We start from the raw sequence: 21,621 nt of genomic DNA, 5'->3' as shown, positions 1-21,621 counted from the left end.
CTGGGTGCGGCGACGCATCGGACCGGATGGGGCTATCGCGGCGCCGTGGACCGCGCCGCACCGGTGCGCGGCATCGCCTCGAGTTCGTCGATCACGTGCCTGGGCGCACGCAGGCGGATCTGCACGGGAAACGATTCCTGCACCACGACGTCCTCGACGACGCCGCGCCGCTGCAGGTCGCGGACCCGCTCGAGCACCGGGTCGGGCGATTCGGCGCTGCCGGCGATCGTCGCCGCCTCGAGCGGCGCGCGGTCGGCGGACGTGTGCTGGGGCGTGGCGCCGCAGGCGGCCAGCAGCAGCGGGGCGGCGATGGCGGCGAGCAACGATCTCATTCGGACCTCCGGGGGATGTCGTGGCTGGCAGCCACGGCGCCCGGACCCGGGCGCCATGGCGGAGTGTCGACCTTGCGTTCGCGACGCCGGTCAGGGGTTGGCGGAGATCCAGTTCTGCAGCGTGTTCTGCACCGCGGTCGTCAGCCGGGTGCCGCAGTTCTGCGTGGACGAGCCGGTCGTGTGCACGCCGCGCACGACGTAGCCGCTGTCGTAGATGCCGCTGCCGCTGTTGCCACCGCTGGTGTCGATCGTATAGCAGAGCCGGAACGAGCCGCTGGGGTTCACCGTGCCCGAGTGCCGCCACATCGTGCCGAACGGCTTGTCGCCCGGATAGCCGGTGATCGTGTGCGTGCCGCCCGCGTACGTGCCCCAGGCCGCGTACCCGCCGTGCGCGGGCTCGCTGAGCACGATCAGCGCGTAGTCGTAGTTGCTGCTGCCGCCGTTGTGCCACTCGGCCGGCGCGAGCACGCGCGCCCAGCTCCTCGTGCCCCAGGGCTGGGTACTGCCGTTCTGGGCCACCGTGAAGTTCAGCGCCGAGTACCAGGTGCCCGCGCCGTTGGACACGCAGTGGCCGGCCGTCAGCACGTGCTTGGGCCCGATCAGCGTGCCGCTGCAGCCGGTCGCGATGCGGCCGATGTTGTAGAACGGCGCAACGGTGGTGTTGGTCACCTGCACGCGGTCGTCGGTACCGATGACGGTCTTGGGCGAAGCCTGCGGCAGGTCCTGCGCCCGGGGCAGGGAGGGCGGCAGGCCGGGGATCGTGGCCGGCGCGCGTCCCAGCACCTCGAGCGCCTCGATCGCCTGCTCGAACAGCGCGACGTCGCGCGGGTCCATCGTCGAGACGTACTGGTCGCCATTGGGCGTCGCCATGACCACGCTCAGCCCGGCGGCCTTCTGGTGCAGCGTGGGCGCGCGGTCGGGCGTGCCGGTGTACACGCCGGTCACGACGTCCTCTCCATGGATGAAGCGGGCCTTCTGGCCCAGCTTCTCGAACTTCAGCGGCTCGGCGGCGGCCGTGCCCACGGCCGCCATGCCCAGCGCGATCGTCAAACCCATTGCGGTCACATGCTTCATCGGAAGAACTCCCTGTGGTCGATGGATGGGGGATGCGCCGGAAGGTCGTGTCGCGGCATCCGGCCCGCCCGGCGGTGCGGTCCGGCATGCGTGGTGCGCGCGCCGCGGCGCAGGCACGGGCCGGCGGCGCAGGTGCGCAGGGAACGAGAGATCAAGAGGGCGATGGGCCCGAACACCTCCATGTGCTGCGTTCAAGCGGCGGGCGGCGTCCTGCCGGTGCGCGCCGGGGCGCGGTGCGACGGGAGCCGTGGCGATCGTCGAGCGGCCACTATGGCCACAAACCCGGCCCCGGGATGTGACTCGGATCACGGATGATCGGGCGCGGCAGGCGCTGCCGCACATTCATGTGCGGGCGGCCCCACTTCGGGTGGGCAGCAGCCTGCCGGCCGGAAGCCGCTCTTCCCTCGGTCAAGGCCGCTTCGCGGTCCGGCCACGCGAAGCACGCGTGGCGTTCGCATGGATGCGCGGCAGGGCCGCGCACGCCATCCATGCTCACCCTGCCTTGACTCGGGCGCGCGCCATGGCGCGGCCACCGGCCATCAGTCCGCTGCCGGGGACGTCGGAGCGATGCCTTCGGGCAGAACACTGAATCGGCTGCTGCGGTCGCTGGAAGAATCCGTGATCCTTTCGGTGTCGGTGCGACGCGGCTCCGAGGCTGGGCGCCCTTACGCGTGCAGCAGAAGCAAGATGCGGGGCGCGACTTTGCGCTAACGCGGCACCGGCGCGAACTCGACCGGCGCCCAGGCGTGGCCGTCGCCGTCGCGGCGCACGTGGCCCAGGCCCGGGAAGGGCAGGTGCGCGCCGGCGACCCACCAGCCGCGGGTCGCCGCTTCGGCCAGCAGCCGGCGCCGGCTCGCGATCGCCGCCGCGGGGTCGCTGTCGGCTTCGTAGCTGGCCTCGGGTCGCGCGAACTGCACCGCGTGGTAGTGGACGATGTCGCCCCAGACCAGCAGTTGCGCGTCGGCGCCGCCGTCGATCAGCCACGACACGTGGCCGGGCGTGTGCCCGCGCGAATCGAGCGCGCGTACGCCGGCGGGCAGCGCGTCGCCGGGCGAGAACCGCCGCAGCCGGCCGCGCGCCGCGTACGGCGCGGCCGCGCGCTGCGCCATCGCGAACGCCGGCCGCACCATCTCCGGCGCATCGGCCGCGTGCGCCGGGTCCAGCCACCAGGCCGCGTCGGCAGCCGACAGCCATAGCGTCGCGTTGGCGAACGCCGGCGCCCCGTCGGCCGCGAGCACGCCGCACATGTGGTCGGGGTGGGCGTGGGTCAGCAGCACGTCGTCGATCGAGGCCGGGTCGATGCCGGCGGCGGCGAGATTGCGCGGCACCTGGCCGAGCGCGTCGCCGAAGCACTGTGCAGTGCCGGCATCGACCAGCAGCCGGCGACCGTCGCGCTCGACGAGATAGGCGTTGACCGCGGTCTGCAGGCCGTCGGCGCTTTCGGGCACGTAGCGCCCGTCGAGCAGCCGGGCGACCTGGCCGGGGGCCAGGCCGTGCAGTTGCTGGCGCGGCAACGCGACCACGCCGTCGAACAGCGCGGTGACCCGCAGCGTGCCGATGTCGTGGCGCTGGAAGCCGGGCACCTGGGCATCGGCGGCACCGGCGGCGGAAACGGACGACAGCGGGGCGATCGCCAGCAGGGCAGGCAGGGGCAGCGCGCGCAGCGCGGACGCAGGGAGGATCATGCGGCGGGTCCGGGAGGAAGGAATCCGCATGCTGCGCCCGGGCCGCCGCGCGGTTCGCGCAGAAGGGTGCGCGAATCGCTCAATCGCGTGCGGCGCGTGCGACGTCGAGCGGTCGCCCGCCACGAAATATCGACCCGACCCGACCCGACGCGTGCCCGACGTTCGAGGCCGGCTACCGCGCGTCGTTCCCGGGCGCGGTCCCGGCGTTGCCGATCTCGCCCGGGTCGAAGCCGTAGCGGGTGCGGAAGCGCGCCGCCAGGCTGCGGACCGAGCGGTAGCCCACGCGCGCGGCCACCGTCTTGAGCGGCAGCGTCGTGGTGTAGAGCAGCGTCATCGCGTGCGCCAGTCGCGCCTCGGCGACCAGCGTGCGCAGCGACGTGCGCTCGGCCGCCAGCCTGCGTCGCAGCGTCGCACCGCTCAGGCCGAGCTGGTCCTCCAGGTCGCGCGATCGCCAGTCGCGTGCCGGATCGGCCGCCACGCGTTTGCGCACCGTCTCGGCCAGGCTGGGCACCGGCGGCAGCAGCAGGCTGCCGTGGCCCTGCCGGCACAGCGTCACAACGAGCGCGGCCAGCGCGGGCCGCGCCTCGGTGTAGCGGCCGTCGGCCAGCGCGCGGCGCCAGTCGAGCAGCGTCCGTGCGTGGTCGATCGCCGGCAGCCGCGCCAGTTCCGGCCCCGCGGCCGGCAGCGGTTCGTTCCACAGCGCACGCGCGGCGGCCAGCGCTTCCTCGCACAGCGGGATCACGATCGTCAGGTAGCGGCCGGTCCGCGCGTCGGGCACGTTGATCGCGTCGATCCGACAGGCGCGGGTGACCAGGAACGCATCGCCGGGGGCGAACGTCAGCGCCTGTGTCGCGGTGCGCACGACCTTGCGTCCCTGCAGCAGGATGGCCAGTTGCGGCCGCTCGATCGTGACCGAGCGCGCGCCGCGCTCGCGCCGCGCCGCGATGCAGGCGTAGCCCTCGGCGCGCGTGCAGTCGGCGAGCGAGGCCAGCGCGGCCAGCAGGCCGTCGGGTTCGGGCGGGGCGGCGTCCATCGCCGGGGATGCTACCGCCGAGCACGCCCCACCGGCGGAATTCTGCGACCCGATCCGCTCAACGATGGCCGCGGATGCAACCGGTATAGTGCGCGCATTCCGCGGCTGGCCTGCGGCCGTCCCGCCTTCCCGCCGAGCGTCTTCCTTGTCCAGCCCCAGCCACGTCGCCGACACGCCCATCACCGACCGCGACACCCTGGTCGAGGTGCTGGCCTCGGGCGAGAAGCCGCCGGCCGACTGGCGCATTGGCACCGAGCACGAGAAATTCGGCTTCCGGCTGTCGGACCTGCGGCCGCCGACCTTCGACGGCCCGCAGGGCATCGAGGCGCTGCTGACCGGGCTCACCCGGTTCGGCTGGGCGCCGGTCGACGAGAACGGCCGCACCGTCGCCCTGCTCAAGGACGGCGCGTCGGTGACGCTCGAGCCGGCCGGGCAGCTGGAGCTGTCGGGTGCGCCGCTGGTCGACATCCACGCCACCTGCAGCGAGGTGCACGCGCATCTGCACGAAGTGCGCGCGGTCGCCGAGGAACTGGGCCTGGGCTTTCTGGGCATGGGCTTCCAGCCCAAGTGGCGCCGCGACGAGATGCCGTGGATGCCCAAGGGCCGCTACCGGATCATGCGCGACTACATGCCCAGGGTCGGCACGCTCGGCCTGGACATGATGACCCGCACCTGCACGGTGCAGGTCAACCTGGACTACGCGTCCGAAGCGGACATGGTCAAGAAGTTCCGGGTGTCGCTGGCGCTGCAGCCGGTGGCGACCGCGCTGTTCGCCGACTCGCCGTTCACCGAAGGCAGGCCCAACGGCTTCCTCAGCTACCGCTCGCACATCTGGACCGACACCGACGCCGACCGCACCGGCATGCTCGATTTCGTGTTCGAGGACGGCTTCGGCTACGAGCGCTACGTCGACTACCTGCTCGACGTGCCGATGTACTTCTCCTATCGCGGAGGGGTCTACCACGACGCCAGCGGCCAGAGCTTCCGCGACTTCCTGCGCGGCGCGCTGCCGGCGCTGCCGGGCCAGTTGCCGACGCTGCGCGACTGGTCCGATCACATGACCACCGCGTTCCCCGAGGTGCGGCTCAAGAAGTACCTGGAGATGCGCGGCGCCGACGGCGGGCCCTGGGGCCGGTTGTGCGCGCTACCCGCGTTCTGGGTGGGCCTGCTCTACGACGCCGCCGCGCTCGACGCGGCGTGGGACCTGGTGCGCGACCTGACGATGGCCGAGCGCAACGCGCTGCGCGACGCCGTGCCGCGGCACGGACTCGCGACCCCGCTGCGCGGCGGCACGCTGCGCGGGCTGGCGATCGAGGCGCTGAAGATCTCCGCCGCCGGCCTGCAGCGCCGCGCCCGCGTCAACGGCGACGGCCAGGACGAGCGCGTGTTCCTGGACACACTGATCGAGATCGCCGAATCGGGCCAGACCCCGGCCGAGCACAAGCTCGCGCTCTACCACGGGCCCTGGCAGGGCGACATCGACCGCGTGTTCCGCGAATTCGCGTACTGACGCATCGGCCGGTGGACCCGCGGCGTCTCCCGCCGCGCCCTGCGCTTGTGTAAGTTGTCGGGATGACCCCCGACGCTTCCGCCGATCCCGCCCTGCCGCTGCGCGAAGTCGACTTCGCCAGCACCGACACCCTGCTTCGCGACGACGTCCGCCGGCTCGGCGCGATGGTCGGCGACATGCTCGCCGAGCAGGTCTCGCCGGCACTGCGCGAGCGCGTCGAGGCGGTCCGCCGCGCGGCGATCGCGCGGCGCGAGGCCGGCAGTCCGGTCGACGCGCTCGCCGAGGGCCTCTCGCGCGTGCCCACCGCCGACGCCGAGGCGCTGGTGCGCGCGTTCGCCGCGTACTTCGGCGCGGTCAACCTCGCCGAGCGCGTGCACCGGATCCGCCGCCGCCGCGACTACCAGCGCGCCAGCGACGCGCCGCAGCCCGGCGGGCTGGAGGCCGCGGTGCGTGCGCTGCACGACGACGGCGTGACCCTCGACGACCTGCAGGCGTGCCTGGCCCGGCTGCACGTCGAGCCGGTGTTCACCGCGCATCCCACCGAGGCGGTGCGCCGCGTGCTGCTGGAGAAGGAGCGCACGATCGTCGAGCGGCTGATCGCCGACATCGACCGCGAGCGCACCCCGACCGAGCGCCGCGCCGACGATGCGCGGATCGTGCTCGCGCTCGCGTCGGCCTGGCAGACCTCCGAGTCGCCGGCGCGCAAGCCCACCGTCGCCGACGAAGTGGATCACGTCGGCTTCTATCTTGCCAACGTGCTCTACCGCGTGCTGCCGGTGTTCTACGAGGCGCTGGGCGATGCGATCGAGCGCGTCTACGGCGCGCGCCCCGCGCTGCCGCAGGTGCTGCGCTTCGGCACCTGGGTCGGCGGCGACATGGACGGCAACCCCAACGTCAACGCCGACACCATGCGCGCCGCGCTCGGCGCCCAGCGCGCGCAGGCGCTCGCGCAGTACCGCCGCGACCTGCGCGGCCTGGGCAACGTGCTGACCCAGACCCTGGGCCGGGCGACGATCGACGAGGCGGTGCTCGCGCGGGTCGACGACTACCGCCGGCGCCTGCCCGACGCCGAGGCCGCGCTCAACCCGCGCCACGCCGACATGCCCTACCGGCGCCTGCTCGACCTGATGGACGCGCGCCTGGCCGCGACCGCGGCCGAGCATCGCGCCGGCTACGCCGACGCCGGCGGCTTCATCGGCGACCTCGAACTGATCGATGCCAGCCTGCGCGCGCATCGCGGCGAGCACGCCGGCCGGTTCGCGCTCGAGCGCCTGCTGTGGCGTGCGCGCACGTTCGGCTTCCACCTCGCCACGCTCGATCTGCGCCAGGACTCGGCGGTGCACGACGAGGTGCTCGGACGCATCGACGGCGGCGACTGGGCCGCGCGCGACATCGCGGCGCGTGTCGAACGCCTGCACGCGCTGCTCGACGCGCCGCCGCGGCCGCCGGCCGGCGACGAGGGCGACGTCGTCGCCTCGACGCTCGCGGTGTTCCGCGCGGTCGTCGACCTGCGCCGCAGCCACGGCGAGGCCGCGACCGGCCTGTACATCATCTCGATGGCGCGCAGCGCCGCCGACGCGCTCGCGGTGCTGGCGCTGGCGCGCATCGCCGGCTGCGTCGAGGACAGCGAGGTGCCGCTGGACGTGGCCCCGCTGTTCGAGACCGTCGACGACCTGCAGGCCGCGCCGCAGGTCATGCGCGCGCTGTTCGACGACCCGCGCTACCGCGCGCACCTGGCCGCGCGCGGCGACCGCCAGACGGTGATGCTCGGCTACTCGGACAGCGCCAAGGACGGCGGCCTGCTGGCCTCGCGCTGGGCGCTGCAGCGCACCCAGGTCGAACTGACCGCGCTGGCCCGCGCGGCCGGCGTGCGCATCGCGTTCTTCCACGGCCGCGGCGGTTCGGTCAGCCGCGGCGGCGGCAAGACCGGCCGCGCGATCCATGCCGCGCCGCGCGGCTCGGTCGATGGCGTGCTGCGCGTGACCGAGCAGGGCGAGGTGATCCACCGCAAGTACGGCATCCGCGCGCTGGCGCTGCGCAACCTCGAGCAGACCACCGCCGCGGTGCTGCAGGCCACGCTGCGCCCGCGCCCGGCCGACCCGCGCGAGGACGGTTGGCGCGCGTTGGCCGGCGAACTGGCCGAGGCCTCGCGCGCGCACTACCGCGCGCTGGTGCACGAGCGCGCCGAGTTCCCCGACTACTTCCGCGCCGCGACCCCGATCGACGTCATCGAACGGCTGCAGATCGGCTCGCGGCCCTCGCGCCGCCGCGATGGCGGCATCGCCAACCTCCGCGCCATCCCCTGGGTCTTCGCCTGGGCGCAGAACCGCTCCGGCCTGACCGGCTGGTACGGCCTGGGCACCGCGCTCGCGCAGGGCATCGAGCGCCCCGGCCAGGACGCGATGACCGAGATGGCGCGCGACTGGCCGTTCTTCCGCGCCGCGCTCGACGACGTCGAGATGCTGCTAGCCAAGGGCGACATCGATATCTTCGAGCGCTACTCGCAGCTCGCCGGCGACGCGCATGCGGCGTTCTTCCCCGGCATCGAGGCCGAGTTCCGCCGCACCCGCGACGCGATCCTGCTGCTCAAGGGCCAGGACGCGCTGTTGGCCGACGACTATCGCCTGCAGCTGTCGATCCGCCTGCGCAATCCCTACGTCGATCCGATCAGCCTGCTGCAGGTCGAGCTGCTGCGCCGCTGGCGCGCCGCCGACCGCGAGGACGACGACCTGCTGCGCGCGCTGGTCTCGACCGTCAACGGCATCGCCGCGGGCATCCAGAACACCGGGTGAGTCGCGCGTCCGTGGGCGATCACCGCGCGCGGCCGACCGGCGGGCAGCCGTCGCGTGCGTGGCGCCCATTCTCGTCCAGCGTCAGCGTGCAGCCGGCGAACCGGCCGCCGCTGGCACCGACGGCGGTCAGCGGATAGCCGTCGGCCCCGGGGTAGAAGAACGCGAAGTCCGCCGGCCGTGACGCCGGCAGGAACCCGGACCAGGCCTGGGTCTCGCGGATCGGGAACTGCAGCGTGCGCCGCCGGTGATCCTCCACCAGCGCCGACCACGCCTGCAGGTCGTCCTGCGCGATCCGGAGCCTGCGGTCGAGGACGTGGCGGTCGTACGCGGCGAGCGCCAGGCCCGCGAGCAGCACGGCGAGCCCGATCGCGATTGCCGCGCGCATCCGGTGCGCGCCCTGGCCGTCCTGCATGCCGTCCCCCTTCGGCGCCGATCCCCGTCGGCATCGCGCGCGTCGTCCGCACTGGGCCGATGACAACATAAAGTTTCCGATGTGTAAATCGGAGGTTTCCTTTTGCGGCGAGGGCCTACGGGACAATCGATCGCGCCTTCGACAGGCGCGTCGGACGCGGTTCCCGCAGCGATCCGGCTCCGGTCACGGCGGAGGGCGGGCTCCGCGACGGCGAGACGATGTCCGCGCCAGCACACGATTTCTCCCGGCGCCTGCACTGGGCGCTGGACAACGCGCGGTTCCAGGGCGGGCGCGGGCGGACCGGCGCTCTCGCGGCGCGCTATGCAGTGTCCCGCCAGACCGCCCGCAAATGGCTCGGCGGCCTCGCGTTGCCCGAGCTGGCGCGCATGATCGAGATGGCGACCGAGCTGCGCGTGAGCTTCGACTGGCTGGCCACCGGCCGCGGCGAGCCCGGCCTGCGGCAAGTCTCCGAGGGCCCGCCCCCGGCCTACGGCCCGCCCCTGTCCGAACACGAGACCAAGCTGCTCTACGCGCTGCGCCAGCTGCCGCCGCGCCAGCAGCAGGCGGTCATCGACCTGGTCGAGGGTCTGGCGGGGTAGGGCATCCGCGCGAACGGCGCGGCTTTGGATCACAGATAGCGCGACCAGCGTAGCGTGGCGACCGCAGGCGTTTCGGTGGTGTCTCCGCCACCGCAATCGGAACCCATGCACGGCGGATCCGCGTCGGGGTCGTAGCCAGCCGCGCCGCCGGTGAGATCGATCGTCGTACTGCCGCCGAAGCGGGCCGGCGTCGTATCTCCCCTCCGCTGGCCGGCCGATACGACGCGGCCGCTGATCGTCGTGCTGCCGCCCGTGGTGAGGACGTTGCCGGCCGTGACCGCGCCGTCGACGCGGGACGAAGCACCGATCGAAATGTCGCCCCCGATGTAGTCGCGGGTACCCGGCGCGGTGCCGCCGGCGATGTAGCCGGTATTGCCCAGCGCGTTCGCGCGCAGGCTGCGCGCCTCCAGATCGCAGAGATTGAGCGGAACCAGCGTGGCGAAGTCCGGATTGACCCCCAGGCTGGTGCCGGCAGGTGTGGCATTGGTGCACACCGCGGCGTAGCCCGCGTAGTTCGGCGACAGCGTGCGGTGCCCTCCCGCGGTCGAGATGTTGCCGGCCGCCAAGAACGTCGCGACGTAGGTGCCGTTGCCGAGCGACAGATCGCCGTCGAACCAGGCGATGCCGCGCGCCATCGAGGTGCCGTTGACTGTCCAGGTCGTCCCCGACCGGCTGAAGCATCCATTCTGCGGCGAAAAACCCTGGCAGATCGTCGCGACCGGGCGCGTGCACGTCTGCCCCGACATGTGCTCCGGGCGGCACAGCCAATCGGGATAGGTGTTGTAGTTCGCGACGCGGTTTCCGAGCACGTACTGACCATCGGGGATGCCGCTGACGTTGGCCACCGTGACGCGGATCCTGGTGTCGATCCATTCGAATACGTAATTGGCGGCCGCCCGGAGCGGGTAGACATCCACGACCAGCGGCGACAGCGCGATCTCGCCCACCCGCTCGACGACCGGGCGCGCGACCGCGGGGATGTCGACCGTATACCCCGGCTGCACGGTGACGCGCACGTTGCCGTTCCACTGCTCGGTCTTGTACAGCGGCCCGCCGATCGTGCCGCCCCCGACGCTTTGCCAGGCCGAGACGGTCAGCGAGCCGCGACCGTTGATCGTGCCGATGCTGCCCGACCCCTGCAGATAGGTGTGACCACCGCTGCGCACCTGCGTCGCCGAACCGCTGCCGGTCAGGAACACGTCGGCGCTGGTGACGATCGAGTCGATCGTGCCGTAACTCTGATGCCGGACCGGGCCGCCAGCCTGCACGGTGCTCGCGCCGCCGCCGCCGACCGTCACGGTACCGCCGGCGACGATTGCTGCGCGCTGGCCGCCGGCATAGTTGACGTTGCCGCCTGCACGCAGGTTCGAGGCGCCGCCGCCGGTTCCGCTCCAGGTGATGTCGCCTTCGGTGATCGCGGTGGTGATCGTCACGCCCCCGCCGGTGACGACGATCCCGCCGACGGCCTCGACGACGGCGCCGCTGCCGCCGGCGAACGTCACGACACCGTTGGAGCGGATGCTCAGCGGATTGGCGCCGCCCTCGATGCGGACATTGCCGCGCGCGAAAATCTGCGAGACCGAGGCGCTGCCGGTCAAGGTGACGTCGCCATTGGCGTAGACGGTGTTGACCTTGATGCCGCTGCCGATCCGCACGTTGCCGGTCGCACGCAGGGTGTTGATGCCATCGATGCTGGCATTGTCCAGATTGACGTTGCCCTGGACGTTGAAGTTCGCGTTCTGGCCGCCCAGCACCTTGATGCCGCCGGTCATGTCGAGATCCCGACGCAACTCGACGACGCCGAGCGTCCCGCCACCGCCGCCGCCGCCGCCCGGCGCGGCCGTCGTGGTGGCCGGCTGCACTTCGTAGACGGCCTCGACCGTCGATGTCGTCCGCACCCGCGCGCCGTCGGGATCGGCTTCCCCCGAGAAGCCGGTGACGTGCGCCGTGACCTGGTAGGTGCCGCCCGTCGTCTCGGGCTCGCAGACGCGGACGATCGCCGCACGCTCCACGCCGATCCGCGCCAGCGCCTGGCCGGACAGCCCACCGGCCGCATGGCCCCCGTACTCCCAGCACAGCCGTGATTCCCCGCCGGTGCCGGGAATCTCCACACGGACACCGCCGCCGGCGTCCTGCGTCATCGGCCCGTAGAACTCGTCGACCGTCAGGGCCTCCACAAGGCCGCGCACCACCTCGACCCCGCGCCACGCGGCGCCCTGCGCTGCCGTCGTCGAATGGGTCGTGAGCTGCCGCTGTTGGCTGCCCTGCAATGCATACACCGTGGCCAGCGCGGCCACCGACACCGCCAGCCCGACCATCAGCAGAATCAGGATCGTGGCGACGCCCCGCTGTCGCGCGTCTGTGGACGAACGTGTCATGGGGTCCCGTCCGCCGCGGCGACGACGATGTTGGGCAGGCAGCTGGCGAACAGCGTCCGGCCGCCGGCGACGAGCATGAGGCGTGCAACGCCCGGGAAGGCGGCATCGACCTGTTGCTGTGCATACGGAAGCGTGCAGCCGTTCCCCTTGTCGAGCGAGATCTCGAACTGCGGCGCCGACAACGTCGTGCCGCCGGTGTCGTCATCGATCGCCTCGCCGCTGCGATCGGTCCAGGCCCGATCGTAGGCTGCCAGCAATTGCCGCTGCCACGCGCTGTCGTGCTCGACGGCGGCGCTGGTGCAGACGCGCGGCAGCAGCAACTCCAGCGTCGACCTTCCGGCGGCGTCCACCGGGGAGGTCTGGACCCGCAACCCCGCGCACTTGTCGACCGTATCGCCTGGCGGCCGGTAGCGCCACACCACTTGGGCGAGCCCGTCGTCGGGCAGGCTGCGGACCGACAGCGTGTCCTCCGGCGTACCCGATGCGGCCAGGCCATAGCCGGCCTGCTGCAGCTCGATCTGCGCGGCGAGCAGACCCGAGCCCACCTGTCCATCGCGTTGCGCCTCGCGCGATGCGGTCCCCGACACGTCCACCACCAGCCGGTAGATCGCGAGCATGGCCGCGATCGTCAGCAGGGCGATCAGCACGCCGACCATCATGCCGATCAGGGTCTGCCCGCGGCAGCGGCGGGGCGGGGCGAGGGGGACGGTCATGGCGTGCCTGCGCATCCTGTCCCAGCGGATTGGCAGGTGCCCACGACCAGTGCGGTGCCGTCGCCACCGGCGGGTGTGGCGACCTGGAGCTCGGTCGCCGGCACCCGGACGACGATCTCGCGAGGCAATGACACGACCTTCGACACGCTGCCCGCGGACAGGGCGACCGTCAGCGTCGCCGTGGACGCCGACGTGCATTGGATGTCGGGCGTCAGCGTGCGCCCCGGCAGCGACAGTGTCGGGGCGGCGGCCGCCGCGTCCGGGCACAGGCCCAGCCCCTCGATCTGCAGCCGCTGCCGCACCGCCTCGACGGCGAGGTTCTCCACCTTCGCCTCGTACTGTGTGGCCAGGATGCGGGAGACGACATACGCCATGCCGGCGCCGATCACCGCGGTGAGCGCTACGCCCACAAGCGCTTCGAGCAGAACGTCGCCCCGCTCGCGATGGGGCTTCCGATCAGAGCAGCGGTGCATCGATGCCTCCCTGCTGCCCGGCGGTCACCGTGATTGTCGCGGCCGTCGTGCAGGCGCGTCCCAGGTCGGGCGCCAGCTGCGTGCGGCCGCGGCTGTCGTACGCGGCGCAGCGAAACGCCGCGCCGTCGGCCGCCAGCGCGAGGTCCCCGGGGCTGGTGATCTGTGCGCGCCATGGCACGTCCGCATCACCTGCGGCATCGAGGGGGCACGAACTCGCCGTCCATTGCCGGTCGTGGTCGCGCTGCACCACGCAGAGCATCGCCGTTTCGCCGTCGTACAGCACGGCAGCGGTCGCCAGTGGCGTGCCGGTCGCATCGGTGGTCGGAAGACCGTACGGATTGCGCATCGCCAGTGCGCGTGCCTGGCCGACCGCTTCGATGAGGCTGCTGCGTGCACGGATCTCGCGCGTCCCATCCACCCAGTTCCGGGTGAACGGCAGCGCTGCCAGCGCGAGCAGGGCCATGACCGCGATCGTGACCATCAGTTCGATCAGCGTGAATCCGCCCTGTGCCGTCCGATCGGCATCGGTGCCGTGCCGACGCGGCGCGGTCGCTACCACGCCACATCCCCGAACGCCGCGCATCCGGCGGTCGCGGTCCTGACGTTGGCCGCATTGATCGCCAACGTACAGCCGGACAGCCGACCGGTGCCGGTCGCGGTCAGGGTGTAGCCGGGTTTGGGCGCATACGCGAAGCCGAAGTCGGCACTCTTCGAGGCAGGCGCCCAGCCGGGGAAGACCGTGCGCAGCTCGTCGGTCGTCTTGGCCGTGCCCTGGGGATACGCCAGCCGTCTCTGGCGGTGGCTCTCGGCGTTGGCGGCCAGCGCCTGGAGGTCGGCCTGCGCCGTCCGGACCTTGCTCCGCTGGACGTAGCGCGTGTAATTGGGAAACGCGATGGCGGCCAGAACCGCGACGATCGCGACCACGACCATCAGTTCGATCAGCGTGAAACCCCGTTGTCCGTTCATCGATCAGCCCCTGTCCCGTGCGCGCGCGCACGAGTGTCGAGCACAGGGTAGAGGACGCTGGGTGAAGCGTTCGTGGCTGAACCCGGATGTTCCGACTGAACAGACGCGTCGCCAGGAGAGCGGACCGGGCTCGGGAGACGCAGGCATAGAAGCGCACGACCGCTCCAGTGCGTTATACTCCACCCCAGTACCCGAGGAGCCCGGCCGTGCCCCATTCGCCCCAGGAGAAGAAGCGCGTGCTCGCCCGCGTGCGCCGCATGCGCGGGCAGCTCGACGCGCTCGAGCGCGCGCTCGAGGCCGGGGCGGACTGCGCGCCGGTGCTCCAGCAGCTCGCCGCGGTCCGCGGCGCGGTCAACGGCCTGATGGCCGGCGTGCTCGAAAGCCACCTGCGCGAGGAACTCGCCGAGGCCAGCGCCGATCGCAGGCAGGCCTCGATCGACGACGCCATCGCGCTGGTCCGGTCCTACCTGCGCTGAGCGGCCCGGCCGCCGGCGCGTCGCCATCCACGTTCCAGGAGTCATCGCCATGAAATCCCGTGCTGCCGTCGCCTTCGCCCCCGGGCAACCGCTGAAGATCGTCGAGATCGACGTCGCGCCGCCCAAGGCCGGCGAGGTGCTGGTGAAGATCACCCATACCGGCGTCTGCCACACCGACGCGTTCACGCTGTCGGGCGACGATCCGGAAGGGTTGTTCCCCGCGGTGCTCGGCCACGAGGGCGCGGGCATCGTCGTCGAGGTGGGCGAGGGCGTGACGTCCGTCAAGCCGGGCGACCACGTGATCCCGCTCTACACCGCCGAGTGCGGGCAGTGCCTGTTCTGCAAGTCGGGCAAGACCAACCTGTGCGTCGCCGTGCGCGCGACGCAGGGCAAGGGTGTGATGCCCGACGGCACCACGCGCTTTTCATACAACGGCGAGCCGATCTACCACTACATGGGCTGCTCGACGTTCAGCGAGTACACCGTCGTCGCCGAGGTCTCGCTGGCGAAGATCAATCCCGACGCCAACCCCGAGCACGTCTGCCTGCTTGGCTGCGGCGTGACCACCGGCATCGGCGCGGTGCACAACACCGCCAAGGTGCAGGCGGGCGACAGCGTGGCCGTGTTCGGCCTGGGCGGCATCGGTCTGGCGGTGATCCAGGGCGCGCGCCAGGCGAAGGCCGGTCGCATCATCGCGGTGGACACCAACCCGTCGAAGTTCGAGTTGGCGCGCGAGTTCGGCGCCACCGACTGTGTGAACCCGAAGGACTTCGACCAGCCGATCCAGCAGGTGATCGTCGAGATGACCGGTTGGGGCGTGGACCATTCGTTCGAGTGCATCGGCAACGTCAACGTGATGCGCGCCGCGCTCGAGTGCGCGCACCGCGGCTGGGGCCAGAGCGTGATCATCGGCGTCGCCGGCGCCGGCCAGGAGGTCGCCACGCGCCCGTTCCAGCTGGTCACGGGCCGCAAGTGGCTCGGCACCGCGTTCGGCGGGGTCAAGGGCCGCTCGCAGCTGCCGGGCATGGTCGAGGACGCGATGAAGGGCGAGATCGAGCTGGCGCCGTTCGTGACCCACACGATGGACCTGGACGCGATCAACGAGGCCTTCGACCTGATGCACGAAGGCAAGTCGATCCGCTCGGTGGTCCACTACTGAGCCCGGGCGTGGGCTGGTTCGGCGCCCTGCGTGGGCCGCGTGAGGTCGATCCGCGCGCGGCCCTGGTCGAGCCGATCGAGCAGGCGCTGCGCGCGCTGGGCTGGGTCGACGGCGAGGTGGGTGCGCCGCGCGCGGTGGCGTCACCGTTCGGCATCGACGAGATGCCGTTCGAGCACTGGTTGGCGCAGGTGTTCCTGCCGCGCCTGCACGAGGCACGTGCCGGTGGCCAATGGCCACCGCGCAGTGACGTGGCGGTGGCCGCCTATCGCAATCTCGACGGCCAGCCCGATGCCCAACCGCTGCTGCGTCTTCTCTCGCAGCTGGATGAACTGATCAATACACGGGCCGGCTAAAGGCCGGCGTGCAGGAGCGCCTCATGAAACGCATCGAACACCGCGCCAGCTTCGGCGGCTGGCAGGACGTCTACGAACACGCCTCGGACACGCTCGGCTGCACGATGCGGTTCGCGGTCTATCTGCCGCCGCAGGCGGAACAGGAACAACTGCCGGTGCTGTACTGGCTCAGCGGGCTGACCTGCAACGAGCAGAACTTCATCACCAAGGCCGGCGCGCAGCGCTATGCGGCCGAGCATGGCGTCATCGTCGTCGCGCCCGACACCAGCCCGCGCGGCGAGGGCGTGGCCGATGCCGAGGGCTACGACCTCGGCCAAGGCGCGGGCTTCTACATCGATGCGACGCAGGCGCCGTGGTCGACGCACTACCGCATGCATGACTATGTCGCGCGCGAACTGCCTGCGCTGATCGAAGCGCATTTCCCGGTCACCGACGCACGCGCGATCAGCGGGCATTCGATGGGCGGCCACGGTGCGCTGGTGATCGCGCTCAAGCACCCGGGGCGCTACCGCAGCGTGTCGGCGTTCTCGCCGATCGTCGCGCCCAGCCAGGTGCCGTGGGGCGAGAAAGCCTTCTCGGCCTATCTGGGCGACGACCGCAGCACCTGGCAGGCCTGGGACGCGACCGCGCTGGTGGCCACCGCGCGCGAGCGCCTGCCGCTGCTGATCGACCAGGGCGCGGCCGACGAGTTCCTCGACGGCCAACTGCGCCCGCAACTGCTGCAGGCTGCGTGCGACGCCGCCGGCCATCCGCTGACGCTGCGCCTGCATCCGGGCCACGACCACAGCTACTACTTCATCGCCAGCTTCATCGGCGAGCACATCGCCCACCATGCCCGCGCGCTGCGCGGCTGAAGTCCCGGTGTCGTCGGCGGGGCCGCGCGCGGTCGCCCCCACCCCAGCCCTCCCCCGCGGGCGGGGGAGGGAGCGAAGCGCGCGCACTTTGGGGGAGCGCTCGATTGGGCGCGGAGACTGGATGGCGTGCGCGTTGCTCGCGTGTACTGCCCTCCCCCGCATGCGGGGGAGGGTTGGGTGGGGGCAGCTACCGGTCGTCGCTGACCAGCAGCGAGCGACGCAGGCGTTCGGCGTCCTCGTGCGTCTCGGTCGAGACCTGGAAGCTGCCGGAGAAGGGGCCGGCGATGTTCGCGGCGATCAGCAGGCGGTCGTTCGCGACCAGGCCCAGCGTCCGGCCGACATGGTCGGCGGTCAGCGCCTGGAGCCGCGCGGCGCCCGGTGCGGCGAGCTCGAAGGCGACCGCGGGCCGGTCGCCGCCGACCACGGTGCGGATCGAGCGGATGTCGGTGCCGGGGATCGTGTCGACGTGGCGCAGGTGGACCGTGCGGCCGTCGTCGGTGGTCCAGGCGCGGGGCGCATCGCTGCCGGGCGCCTCGTCGCGCGCGGGTTCGAGATGCAGTTCGAGGTCGGCGTAGCGCTCGGAGACGGCCGGTCCGGCGGGCGTACCCCCGCAACCGGGCAGCGCGAGAACGGCGCACAGGACGAGCAGGGCGGACAGCGGATGCGATCGCGGCATGGGCAGGACCGGGTCGGGGCGTCGCACCATCGTACCCGGCGCGTTCACGGCACCCGCGCGCAGACCCAGGCGTCGACCCGGGCGACGCCGAGACGGCGCAGGGCCAGCGCCGCCGCGTGCAGCGTCGCGCCGGTGGTCATGACGTCGTCGACCAACGCGACGTGCGCAGGCAGCGGGCCGCGTGCCGTCGCGGCGAAGGCGCCGCGGACGTTGCGGCGCCGCGCCGGTGCGTCGAGGCGGGATTGTGGCGCCGTCGCGCGCCGCCGCCGGAGCAGGTCGGTGCGCAGCGGCAGGCCCAGTGCGCGGGCGAGCGGGCGTGTGAGTTCGAGCGCCTGGTCGTAGCCGCGGGTACGCAGCCGCGCCGGGTGCAGCGGCACCGGCACCAGCGCGTCGGGCCGGGGCCGCGATGCCAGTGCTCGCGCCATCGACGCCGACAGCAGGGCGCCGGCGGCCAGGTCGCGGTGGAACTTCAGCCGCGGCAGCAGGCGATCGACCGGGAAGCCGTAGACGAACGCCGCGTGCGCCGCGTCGAGCGGCGGCGGGCGGCGCAGGCAGGCGCCGCACAGCGCGTCGCCGGCCGGCAGCGGGACCGCGCAGCGCGCGCAGGCCGGGCCGGCCCACGGCAGCGCCGCCGCACAGGCCGCGCACAGCGCGCGGCCGTCGTCGCCGCGTTCCCCGCACACCAGGCAACGCGCCGCGAACAGCCGTCGCAGCCAGCACCGGGGCCCGCGCTCGTCAACCGGCGGGCCGGTCGTCAGGTTGACAGCCTGCGTCATGCTTTCCAGACTGCCGGCCCTGTCCCGCCGCGACCGTCGGAAAACCGCCATGTCAGTTGTCAGCCACGCCCGCGATGCCGCCGGCCAGCCCGCCCTGCGTCACGACTGGAGCCGTTCGGAGGTCGAGGCGCTGTTCGCGCTGCCACTGACCGAACTGCTGTTCCGCGCCGCGCAGGTGCATCGCCAGCACTTCGATCCGGCCGAGGTCCAGGTCAGCACGCTGCTGTCGGTCAAGACCGGCGGCTGCCCGGAGGACTGCGCCTACTGCCCGCAGGCGCAGCGCTATCACACCGGCGTCGACGCGACGAAGCTGATGGCCACCGAGGCGGTGCTCGAGAAGGCGCGCCAGGCCAAGGCCGCCGGCGCGACCCGCTTCTGCATGGGCGCGGCGTGGCGCTCGCCCAAGGACCGCGACATCCCGAAGGTCGCGGCGATGATCCGCGAGGTCAAGGCGCTGGGCCTGGAGACCTGCGCCACGCTGGGCATGCTCAGCGGCGAGCAGGCGCGCGCGCTCAAGGACGCGGGCCTGGACTACTACAACCACAACATCGACACCGATCCCGAGTATTACGACGCGATCATCCGCACGCGCGACCTGCAGGACCGCTTCGACACCCTCGAGCACGTGCGCGAGGCGGGCCTGAAGACCTGCTGCGGCGGCATCGTCGGCATGGGCGAGAGCGGCCGCCAGCGCGCCGGCCTGCTGCGCACGCTGGCCAACCTGCCGGCGCATCCCGATTCGGTGCCGATCAACCGGCTGGTGCAGGTCGAGGGCACGCCGCTGCACGGCACCGCGCAGATCGACCCGTTCGACTTCGTGCGCACGATCGCGGTCGCGCGGATCCTGATGCCGCGCTCGATGGTGCGGCTGTCGGCCGGCCGCCAGGACATGAGCGACGAGCTGCAGGCGATGTGCTTCCTGGCCGGCGCGAACTCGATCTTCTACGGCGAGCAGTTGCTGACCACCGGCAACCCGGACACCGAGCGCGACCTCGCGCTGTTCGCGCGCCTGGGCCTGCGGCCGATGCAGGTGATGGTCGATGCCGCCGACCACGACCATCCGGGCACCGTGCACGCCGACATCATCGAACTGCCGCAGCACCCAGCGAGCTGCGCGGCATGACGCCGGCGCGCGCGGACGCGGGCGGCGATGTCGCCTGAGCGGCCCGACCTGCGCGAACGCGCGCGCGGGCGCAGTCGGCGCGTGACGCCCGCCACGCGCGCCGGCGGCGGCGCACCGTCGCGCGCCGCGACGGCGTGCGCTGCGAGGTCGACGGCCGCTGGCTGCTGAACTTCTGCGGCAACGACTACCTCGGCCTGGCCCAGCATCCCGGCGTGTCGGCGGCGCTGCGCGACGCGGCCAGCGATGACGGCGTCGGCAGCGGCGGCTCGCACCTGGTCTGCGGCCATCACGCCCGCCACGTCGCGCTCGAGCGCGAGGTCGCCGACTGGCTGGAGGTGCCGGCCGCGCTGCTGCTGGGCAGCGGGTTCTCGGCCAATCTCGCGGTGCTGCCGGCGCTGCTGGGCGACGGCGACGCCTGCGTGCAGGACCGGCTCAACCACGCCAGCCTGATCGATGCCGCGCGACTGGCCGGCTGCCGGCTGCGGCGCTACCCGCACGGCGATGCCCAGGGCGCGGCGCGCCAACTGCAGGGGCTGCCCGGCGGCGCGGCGCTGGTCGCCACCGACGGTGTCTTCAGCATGGACGGCGACGTCGCCCCGCTGCGCGACCTGGCCGCGGTCGCGCAGGCGCAGCGCGCGCTGCTGTACGTCGACGATGCGCACGGCATCGGCGTCTGCGGGCCCGAGGGCCGCGGCAGCGTCGCCCAGGCCGGGCTCGGCGTCGACGCGGTGCCGCTGCAATTGCTGACGCTGGGCAAGGCGCTTGGCGGCTACGGCGCGGTCGTGGCCGGCGATGCCGACCTCGTCGCGCATCTGGCCGAGACCGCGCGGCCCTACGTCTACACCACCGCGCTGCCGCCGGCGCAGGCCGCCGCGACGCTGGCCGCCGTGCGGCTCGCGCGCCACGAACACTGGCGCCGCGACCGGCTCGGTGCGCTGGTGCAGCGCTTCCGCGAACGCGCCGCGCGCGCGGGCCTGGACCTGATGCCGTCCGACACACCGATCCAGCCGATGCGCTGCGGCGACAATGCGACCGCGCTCGCGCTGTCCGACGCCCTCGACGCGGCCGGCTTCTGGGTCGCGGCGATCCGCCCGCCGACCGTGCCCGAGGGCCAGGCACGGCTGCGCATCACGCTCGCCGCGACGCACGCCGACGCGCAGGTCGACGCGCTGGTCGACGCGCTCGCCGCCGCGCGCGATGCGCTGGCACCGGTTTCGTCCGCGATTCCGGCATGAGCGCGCAGCCCCACGACGCCCGCCGCGCCCTGCTGGCGGTGGCGATCGCACTCGCCTCGGCGCTGTTCTTCACGCTGACCTACGTGCTCAACCGCGCCAGCGCCAGCGGCGGCGGTCACTGGGCGTGGACGGCGTGCCTGCGCTACTTCATCACGCTGCCGCTGCTGCTGCCGCTGATGCCCTGGCAGGGCGGCACCGCGCCGGTGCTGCGCGCGATCGCCGCGCACCCGTGGGCGTGGCTGCGCTGCAGCGCGATCGGCTTCCTGTTGTTCTACTGCATGCTGTCGTTCGCTGCGTCCAGCGGGCCGGCGTGGCTGGTCGCCGGCAGTTTCCAGTTCACGGTGATCGCGGGCATGTTGTGCGCGCCGCTGCTCTACCGCGACGCGCGCCGCCGGGTGCCGCCGGCCGCGCTGGCGGTGGCTGCGGCGATCCTGGCCGGCGTGCTGCTGATGCAGTTCGGCCAGGGCGGCCCGGGCCTGGACGCCGCGGGCTGGCTCGCGCTGGCCTGCGTGCTGACCGCGGCGGTTGCCTACCCGCTCGGCAACCGCCTGCTGCTGCTGCACCTGGAGCGCACCGGCGAAGACCTCAACGCGACCCAGCGCGTGTTCGGCCTGACGCTGGCCAGCCAGCCGCTGTGGCTGGTCGTGGCCGCGTTCGCGTGGCACCAGGCCGGCGCGCCGTCGCTGCCGCAGGTGTGGCTGGCGGCGGGCGTGGCGCTGAGCGCCGGTGTGATCGCGACGATCCTGTTCTTCCAGGCCACCGGCATGGTCCGGCACAACCCGGTCGCGCTGGGCGCGGCCGAGGCGATGCAGGCCGCCGAGTTGCTGTTCGCCGCGCTGCTGGGTGCGCTGTTTCTGCACGAGGCCTGGCCGCAGGGCCGCGCGCTGCTCGGCGCGCTGGTGGTCACCGGTGGCATCGTCGCGTTCGCGCTGCTGGTCGCGCGGCCGGCCGCCGCCAGCCCGCGCCGCACGCGGGCGCTGCGCGGAGACAAGGGCGCATGAC

General features: G+C 72.7%; 21 protein-coding genes and 1 pseudogene. 10 read left to right on the top strand and 12 right to left on the bottom strand.

The window, feature by feature from the left end; translation table 11 throughout:
• Window positions 1–32 precede the first annotated feature (32 nt).
• From WQ56_RS10925 to WQ56_RS10910, 4 genes are all read right to left on the bottom strand, one after another.
• On the bottom strand, window positions 33–332 hold the full coding sequence (locus tag WQ56_RS10925) for a hypothetical protein (RefSeq protein WP_047137146.1): 300 nt from the start codon (window positions 330–332) through the stop codon (window positions 33–35).
• Window positions 333–422: 90 nt separating this feature from the next.
• Window positions 423–1,406 (bottom strand): serine protease, encoded by a 984-nt coding sequence (locus WQ56_RS10920; protein WP_052772968.1) that lies wholly within the window; start codon window positions 1,404–1,406, stop codon window positions 423–425.
• 707 nt (window positions 1,407–2,113) lie between these two features.
• On the bottom strand, window positions 2,114–3,091 hold the full coding sequence (locus tag WQ56_RS10915) for an MBL fold metallo-hydrolase (protein ID WP_047137145.1): 978 nt from the start codon (window positions 3,089–3,091) through the stop codon (window positions 2,114–2,116).
• 172 nt (window positions 3,092–3,263) lie between these two features.
• On the bottom strand, window positions 3,264–4,124 hold the full coding sequence (locus WQ56_RS10910) for a helix-turn-helix domain-containing protein (RefSeq protein ID WP_047137144.1): 861 nt from the start codon (window positions 4,122–4,124) through the stop codon (window positions 3,264–3,266).
• A gap of 64 nt (window positions 4,125–4,188) precedes the next feature.
• Here WQ56_RS10910 and WQ56_RS10905 point away from each other — a divergent pair, with 64 nt between their 5' ends.
• Window positions 4,189–5,634 carry a glutamate--cysteine ligase gene (locus tag WQ56_RS10905; protein WP_343123206.1) on the top strand — a complete coding sequence of 482 codons (1,446 nt, stop codon included), beginning with the start codon at window positions 4,189–4,191 and terminating at the stop codon, window positions 5,632–5,634.
• Window positions 5,635–5,696: 62 nt separating this feature from the next.
• Window positions 5,697–8,426 carry a phosphoenolpyruvate carboxylase gene (ppc, locus tag WQ56_RS10900; RefSeq protein ID WP_047137142.1) on the top strand — a complete coding sequence of 910 codons (2,730 nt, stop codon included), beginning with the start codon at window positions 5,697–5,699 and terminating at the stop codon, window positions 8,424–8,426.
• Window positions 8,427–8,445: 19 nt separating this feature from the next.
• Here ppc and WQ56_RS10895 read toward each other — a convergent pair whose 3' ends face one another.
• The gene (locus tag WQ56_RS10895; RefSeq protein WP_197076480.1) at window positions 8,446–8,811 is read right to left on the bottom strand and encodes a hypothetical protein; all 366 of its coding nucleotides are present in this window, start codon (window positions 8,809–8,811) and stop codon (window positions 8,446–8,448) included.
• A 245-nt stretch (window positions 8,812–9,056) separates the two neighbouring features.
• Here WQ56_RS10895 and WQ56_RS10890 point away from each other — a divergent pair, with 245 nt between their 5' ends.
• A complete protein-coding gene (locus WQ56_RS10890) occupies window positions 9,057–9,437 on the top strand; it encodes a hypothetical protein (RefSeq protein ID WP_047137140.1) in 381 nt (126 codons plus the stop codon).
• A gap of 29 nt (window positions 9,438–9,466) precedes the next feature.
• On the opposite strand, the gene WQ56_RS10885 is transcribed toward WQ56_RS10890, so the two are convergent.
• From WQ56_RS10885 to WQ56_RS10865, 5 genes are read right to left on the bottom strand one after another with little or no spacing between them, the layout of a single operon-like run.
• The gene (locus WQ56_RS10885; RefSeq protein WP_047137139.1) at window positions 9,467–11,755 is read right to left on the bottom strand and encodes a hypothetical protein; all 2,289 of its coding nucleotides are present in this window, start codon (window positions 11,753–11,755) and stop codon (window positions 9,467–9,469) included.
• A 56-nt stretch (window positions 11,756–11,811) separates the two neighbouring features.
• Complete coding sequence (locus WQ56_RS10880; protein WP_047137138.1) at window positions 11,812–12,528, bottom strand: hypothetical protein; 717 nt, start codon at window positions 12,526–12,528, stop codon at window positions 11,812–11,814.
• Entirely contained in the window at window positions 12,525–13,001 is a 477-nt protein-coding gene (locus tag WQ56_RS18705) for a hypothetical protein (protein WP_052772967.1), read from the bottom strand. Before WQ56_RS18705 ends, WQ56_RS10880 begins: the two co-directional genes overlap by 4 nt.
• Window positions 12,985–13,584 (bottom strand): prepilin-type N-terminal cleavage/methylation domain-containing protein, encoded by a 600-nt coding sequence (locus tag WQ56_RS10870; RefSeq protein ID WP_082132353.1) that lies wholly within the window; start codon window positions 13,582–13,584, stop codon window positions 12,985–12,987. Before WQ56_RS10870 ends, WQ56_RS18705 begins: the two co-directional genes overlap by 17 nt.
• Window positions 13,554–13,967: a prepilin-type N-terminal cleavage/methylation domain-containing protein gene (locus WQ56_RS10865; protein ID WP_047137136.1), complete on the bottom strand. Its 414-nt coding sequence runs from the start codon at window positions 13,965–13,967 to the stop codon at window positions 13,554–13,556. The genes WQ56_RS10870 and WQ56_RS10865 overlap by 31 nt, the downstream gene beginning before the upstream one ends.
• A gap of 206 nt (window positions 13,968–14,173) precedes the next feature.
• Between WQ56_RS10865 and frmR the strand changes: the two genes are divergently transcribed.
• Genes frmR through fghA form a run of 4 tightly spaced genes read left to right on the top strand, consistent with a single transcriptional unit; the run spans window position 14,174 to window position 16,809 of the window.
• Window positions 14,174–14,443 (top strand): formaldehyde-responsive transcriptional repressor FrmR, encoded by a 270-nt coding sequence (frmR, locus tag WQ56_RS10860; RefSeq protein WP_047137135.1) that lies wholly within the window; start codon window positions 14,174–14,176, stop codon window positions 14,441–14,443.
• 49 nt (window positions 14,444–14,492) lie between these two features.
• Complete coding sequence (locus WQ56_RS10855) at window positions 14,493–15,602, top strand: S-(hydroxymethyl)glutathione dehydrogenase/class III alcohol dehydrogenase (RefSeq protein ID WP_047137134.1); 1,110 nt, start codon at window positions 14,493–14,495, stop codon at window positions 15,600–15,602.
• An 8-nt stretch (window positions 15,603–15,610) separates the two neighbouring features.
• On the top strand, window positions 15,611–15,955 hold the full coding sequence (locus WQ56_RS10850; RefSeq protein WP_047137133.1) for a YqcC family protein: 345 nt from the start codon (window positions 15,611–15,613) through the stop codon (window positions 15,953–15,955).
• Window positions 15,956–15,978: 23 nt separating this feature from the next.
• A complete protein-coding gene (gene fghA / locus WQ56_RS10845) occupies window positions 15,979–16,809 on the top strand; it encodes an S-formylglutathione hydrolase (RefSeq protein ID WP_047137212.1) in 831 nt (276 codons plus the stop codon).
• A gap of 187 nt (window positions 16,810–16,996) precedes the next feature.
• Here the strand turns inward: fghA and WQ56_RS10840 are convergent, their stop codons facing one another.
• Together WQ56_RS10840 and WQ56_RS10835 are read right to left on the bottom strand one after the other, a co-directional pair.
• Window positions 16,997–17,485 carry a hypothetical protein gene (locus tag WQ56_RS10840; protein ID WP_047137132.1) on the bottom strand — a complete coding sequence of 163 codons (489 nt, stop codon included), beginning with the start codon at window positions 17,483–17,485 and terminating at the stop codon, window positions 16,997–16,999.
• Between the two features lie 44 nt (window positions 17,486–17,529).
• Window positions 17,530–18,261, bottom strand: coding sequence for a ComF family protein (locus WQ56_RS10835; RefSeq protein ID WP_047137131.1), 732 nt, complete (start codon window positions 18,259–18,261; stop codon window positions 17,530–17,532).
• A 49-nt stretch (window positions 18,262–18,310) separates the two neighbouring features.
• Here WQ56_RS10835 and bioB point away from each other — a divergent pair, with 49 nt between their 5' ends.
• The 3 genes and pseudogenes from bioB (at window position 18,311) to WQ56_RS10820 (ending at window position 21,620) form a co-directional block, all read left to right on the top strand.
• Complete coding sequence (gene bioB / locus WQ56_RS10830) at window positions 18,311–19,384, top strand: biotin synthase BioB (RefSeq protein ID WP_047137130.1); 1,074 nt, start codon at window positions 18,311–18,313, stop codon at window positions 19,382–19,384.
• 34 nt (window positions 19,385–19,418) lie between these two features.
• Window positions 19,419–20,619 (top strand): annotated as a pseudogene (gene bioF, locus WQ56_RS10825) (8-amino-7-oxononanoate synthase).
• Window positions 20,616–21,620, top strand: a complete 1,005-nt coding sequence (locus tag WQ56_RS10820) for a multidrug resistance efflux transporter family protein (RefSeq protein WP_047137129.1) — start codon at window positions 20,616–20,618, stop codon at window positions 21,618–21,620. The pseudogene bioF and the gene WQ56_RS10820 overlap by 4 nt, the downstream one beginning before the upstream one ends.
• Window position 21,621 lies beyond the last annotated feature (1 nt).

Origin of the sequence: Luteimonas sp. FCS-9 (assembly GCF_001014645.1) — a bacterium.
Classification (GTDB): Bacteria; Pseudomonadota; Gammaproteobacteria; order Xanthomonadales; family Xanthomonadaceae; genus Luteimonas.
This window is presented reverse-complemented; position numbering and strand designations above follow the sequence as displayed.

What these genes read in the sequence shown, in the direction of transcription:
- WQ56_RS10925 (WP_047137146.1), bottom strand. Translation starts at nt 332, where the DNA reads ATGAGATCGTTGCTCGCCGCCATCGCCGCCCCGCTGCTGCTGGCCGCC.
- WQ56_RS10920 (WP_052772968.1), bottom strand. Translation starts at nt 1,406, where the DNA reads ATGAAGCATGTGACCGCAATGGGTTTGACGATCGCGCTGGGCATGGCG.
- WQ56_RS10915 (WP_047137145.1), bottom strand. Translation starts at nt 3,091, where the DNA reads ATGATCCTCCCTGCGTCCGCGCTGCGCGCGCTGCCCCTGCCTGCCCTG.
- WQ56_RS10910 (WP_047137144.1), bottom strand. Translation starts at nt 4,124, where the DNA reads ATGGACGCCGCCCCGCCCGAACCCGACGGCCTGCTGGCCGCGCTGGCC.
- WQ56_RS10905 (WP_343123206.1), top strand. Translation starts at nt 4,189, where the DNA reads ATGGCCGCGGATGCAACCGGTATAGTGCGCGCATTCCGCGGCTGGCCT.
- ppc (WP_047137142.1), top strand. Translation starts at nt 5,697, where the DNA reads ATGACCCCCGACGCTTCCGCCGATCCCGCCCTGCCGCTGCGCGAAGTC.
- WQ56_RS10895 (WP_197076480.1), bottom strand. Translation starts at nt 8,811, where the DNA reads ATGCGCGCGGCAATCGCGATCGGGCTCGCCGTGCTGCTCGCGGGCCTG.
- WQ56_RS10890 (WP_047137140.1), top strand. Translation starts at nt 9,057, where the DNA reads ATGTCCGCGCCAGCACACGATTTCTCCCGGCGCCTGCACTGGGCGCTG.
- WQ56_RS10885 (WP_047137139.1), bottom strand. Translation starts at nt 11,755, where the DNA reads ATGGTCGGGCTGGCGGTGTCGGTGGCCGCGCTGGCCACGGTGTATGCA.
- WQ56_RS10880 (WP_047137138.1), bottom strand. Translation starts at nt 12,528, where the DNA reads ATGACCGTCCCCCTCGCCCCGCCCCGCCGCTGCCGCGGGCAGACCCTG.
- WQ56_RS18705 (WP_052772967.1), bottom strand. Translation starts at nt 13,001, where the DNA reads ATGCACCGCTGCTCTGATCGGAAGCCCCATCGCGAGCGGGGCGACGTT.
- WQ56_RS10870 (WP_082132353.1), bottom strand. Translation starts at nt 13,584, where the DNA reads ATGCGCGGCGTTCGGGGATGTGGCGTGGTAGCGACCGCGCCGCGTCGG.
- WQ56_RS10865 (WP_047137136.1), bottom strand. Translation starts at nt 13,967, where the DNA reads ATGAACGGACAACGGGGTTTCACGCTGATCGAACTGATGGTCGTGGTC.
- WQ56_RS10855 (WP_047137134.1), top strand. Translation starts at nt 14,493, where the DNA reads ATGAAATCCCGTGCTGCCGTCGCCTTCGCCCCCGGGCAACCGCTGAAG.
- fghA (WP_047137212.1), top strand. Translation starts at nt 15,979, where the DNA reads ATGAAACGCATCGAACACCGCGCCAGCTTCGGCGGCTGGCAGGACGTC.
- WQ56_RS10840 (WP_047137132.1), bottom strand. Translation starts at nt 17,485, where the DNA reads ATGCCGCGATCGCATCCGCTGTCCGCCCTGCTCGTCCTGTGCGCCGTT.
- WQ56_RS10835 (WP_047137131.1), bottom strand. Translation starts at nt 18,261, where the DNA reads ATGACGCAGGCTGTCAACCTGACGACCGGCCCGCCGGTTGACGAGCGC.
- bioB (WP_047137130.1), top strand. Translation starts at nt 18,311, where the DNA reads ATGTCAGTTGTCAGCCACGCCCGCGATGCCGCCGGCCAGCCCGCCCTG.
- WQ56_RS10820 (WP_047137129.1), top strand. Translation starts at nt 20,616, where the DNA reads ATGAGCGCGCAGCCCCACGACGCCCGCCGCGCCCTGCTGGCGGTGGCG.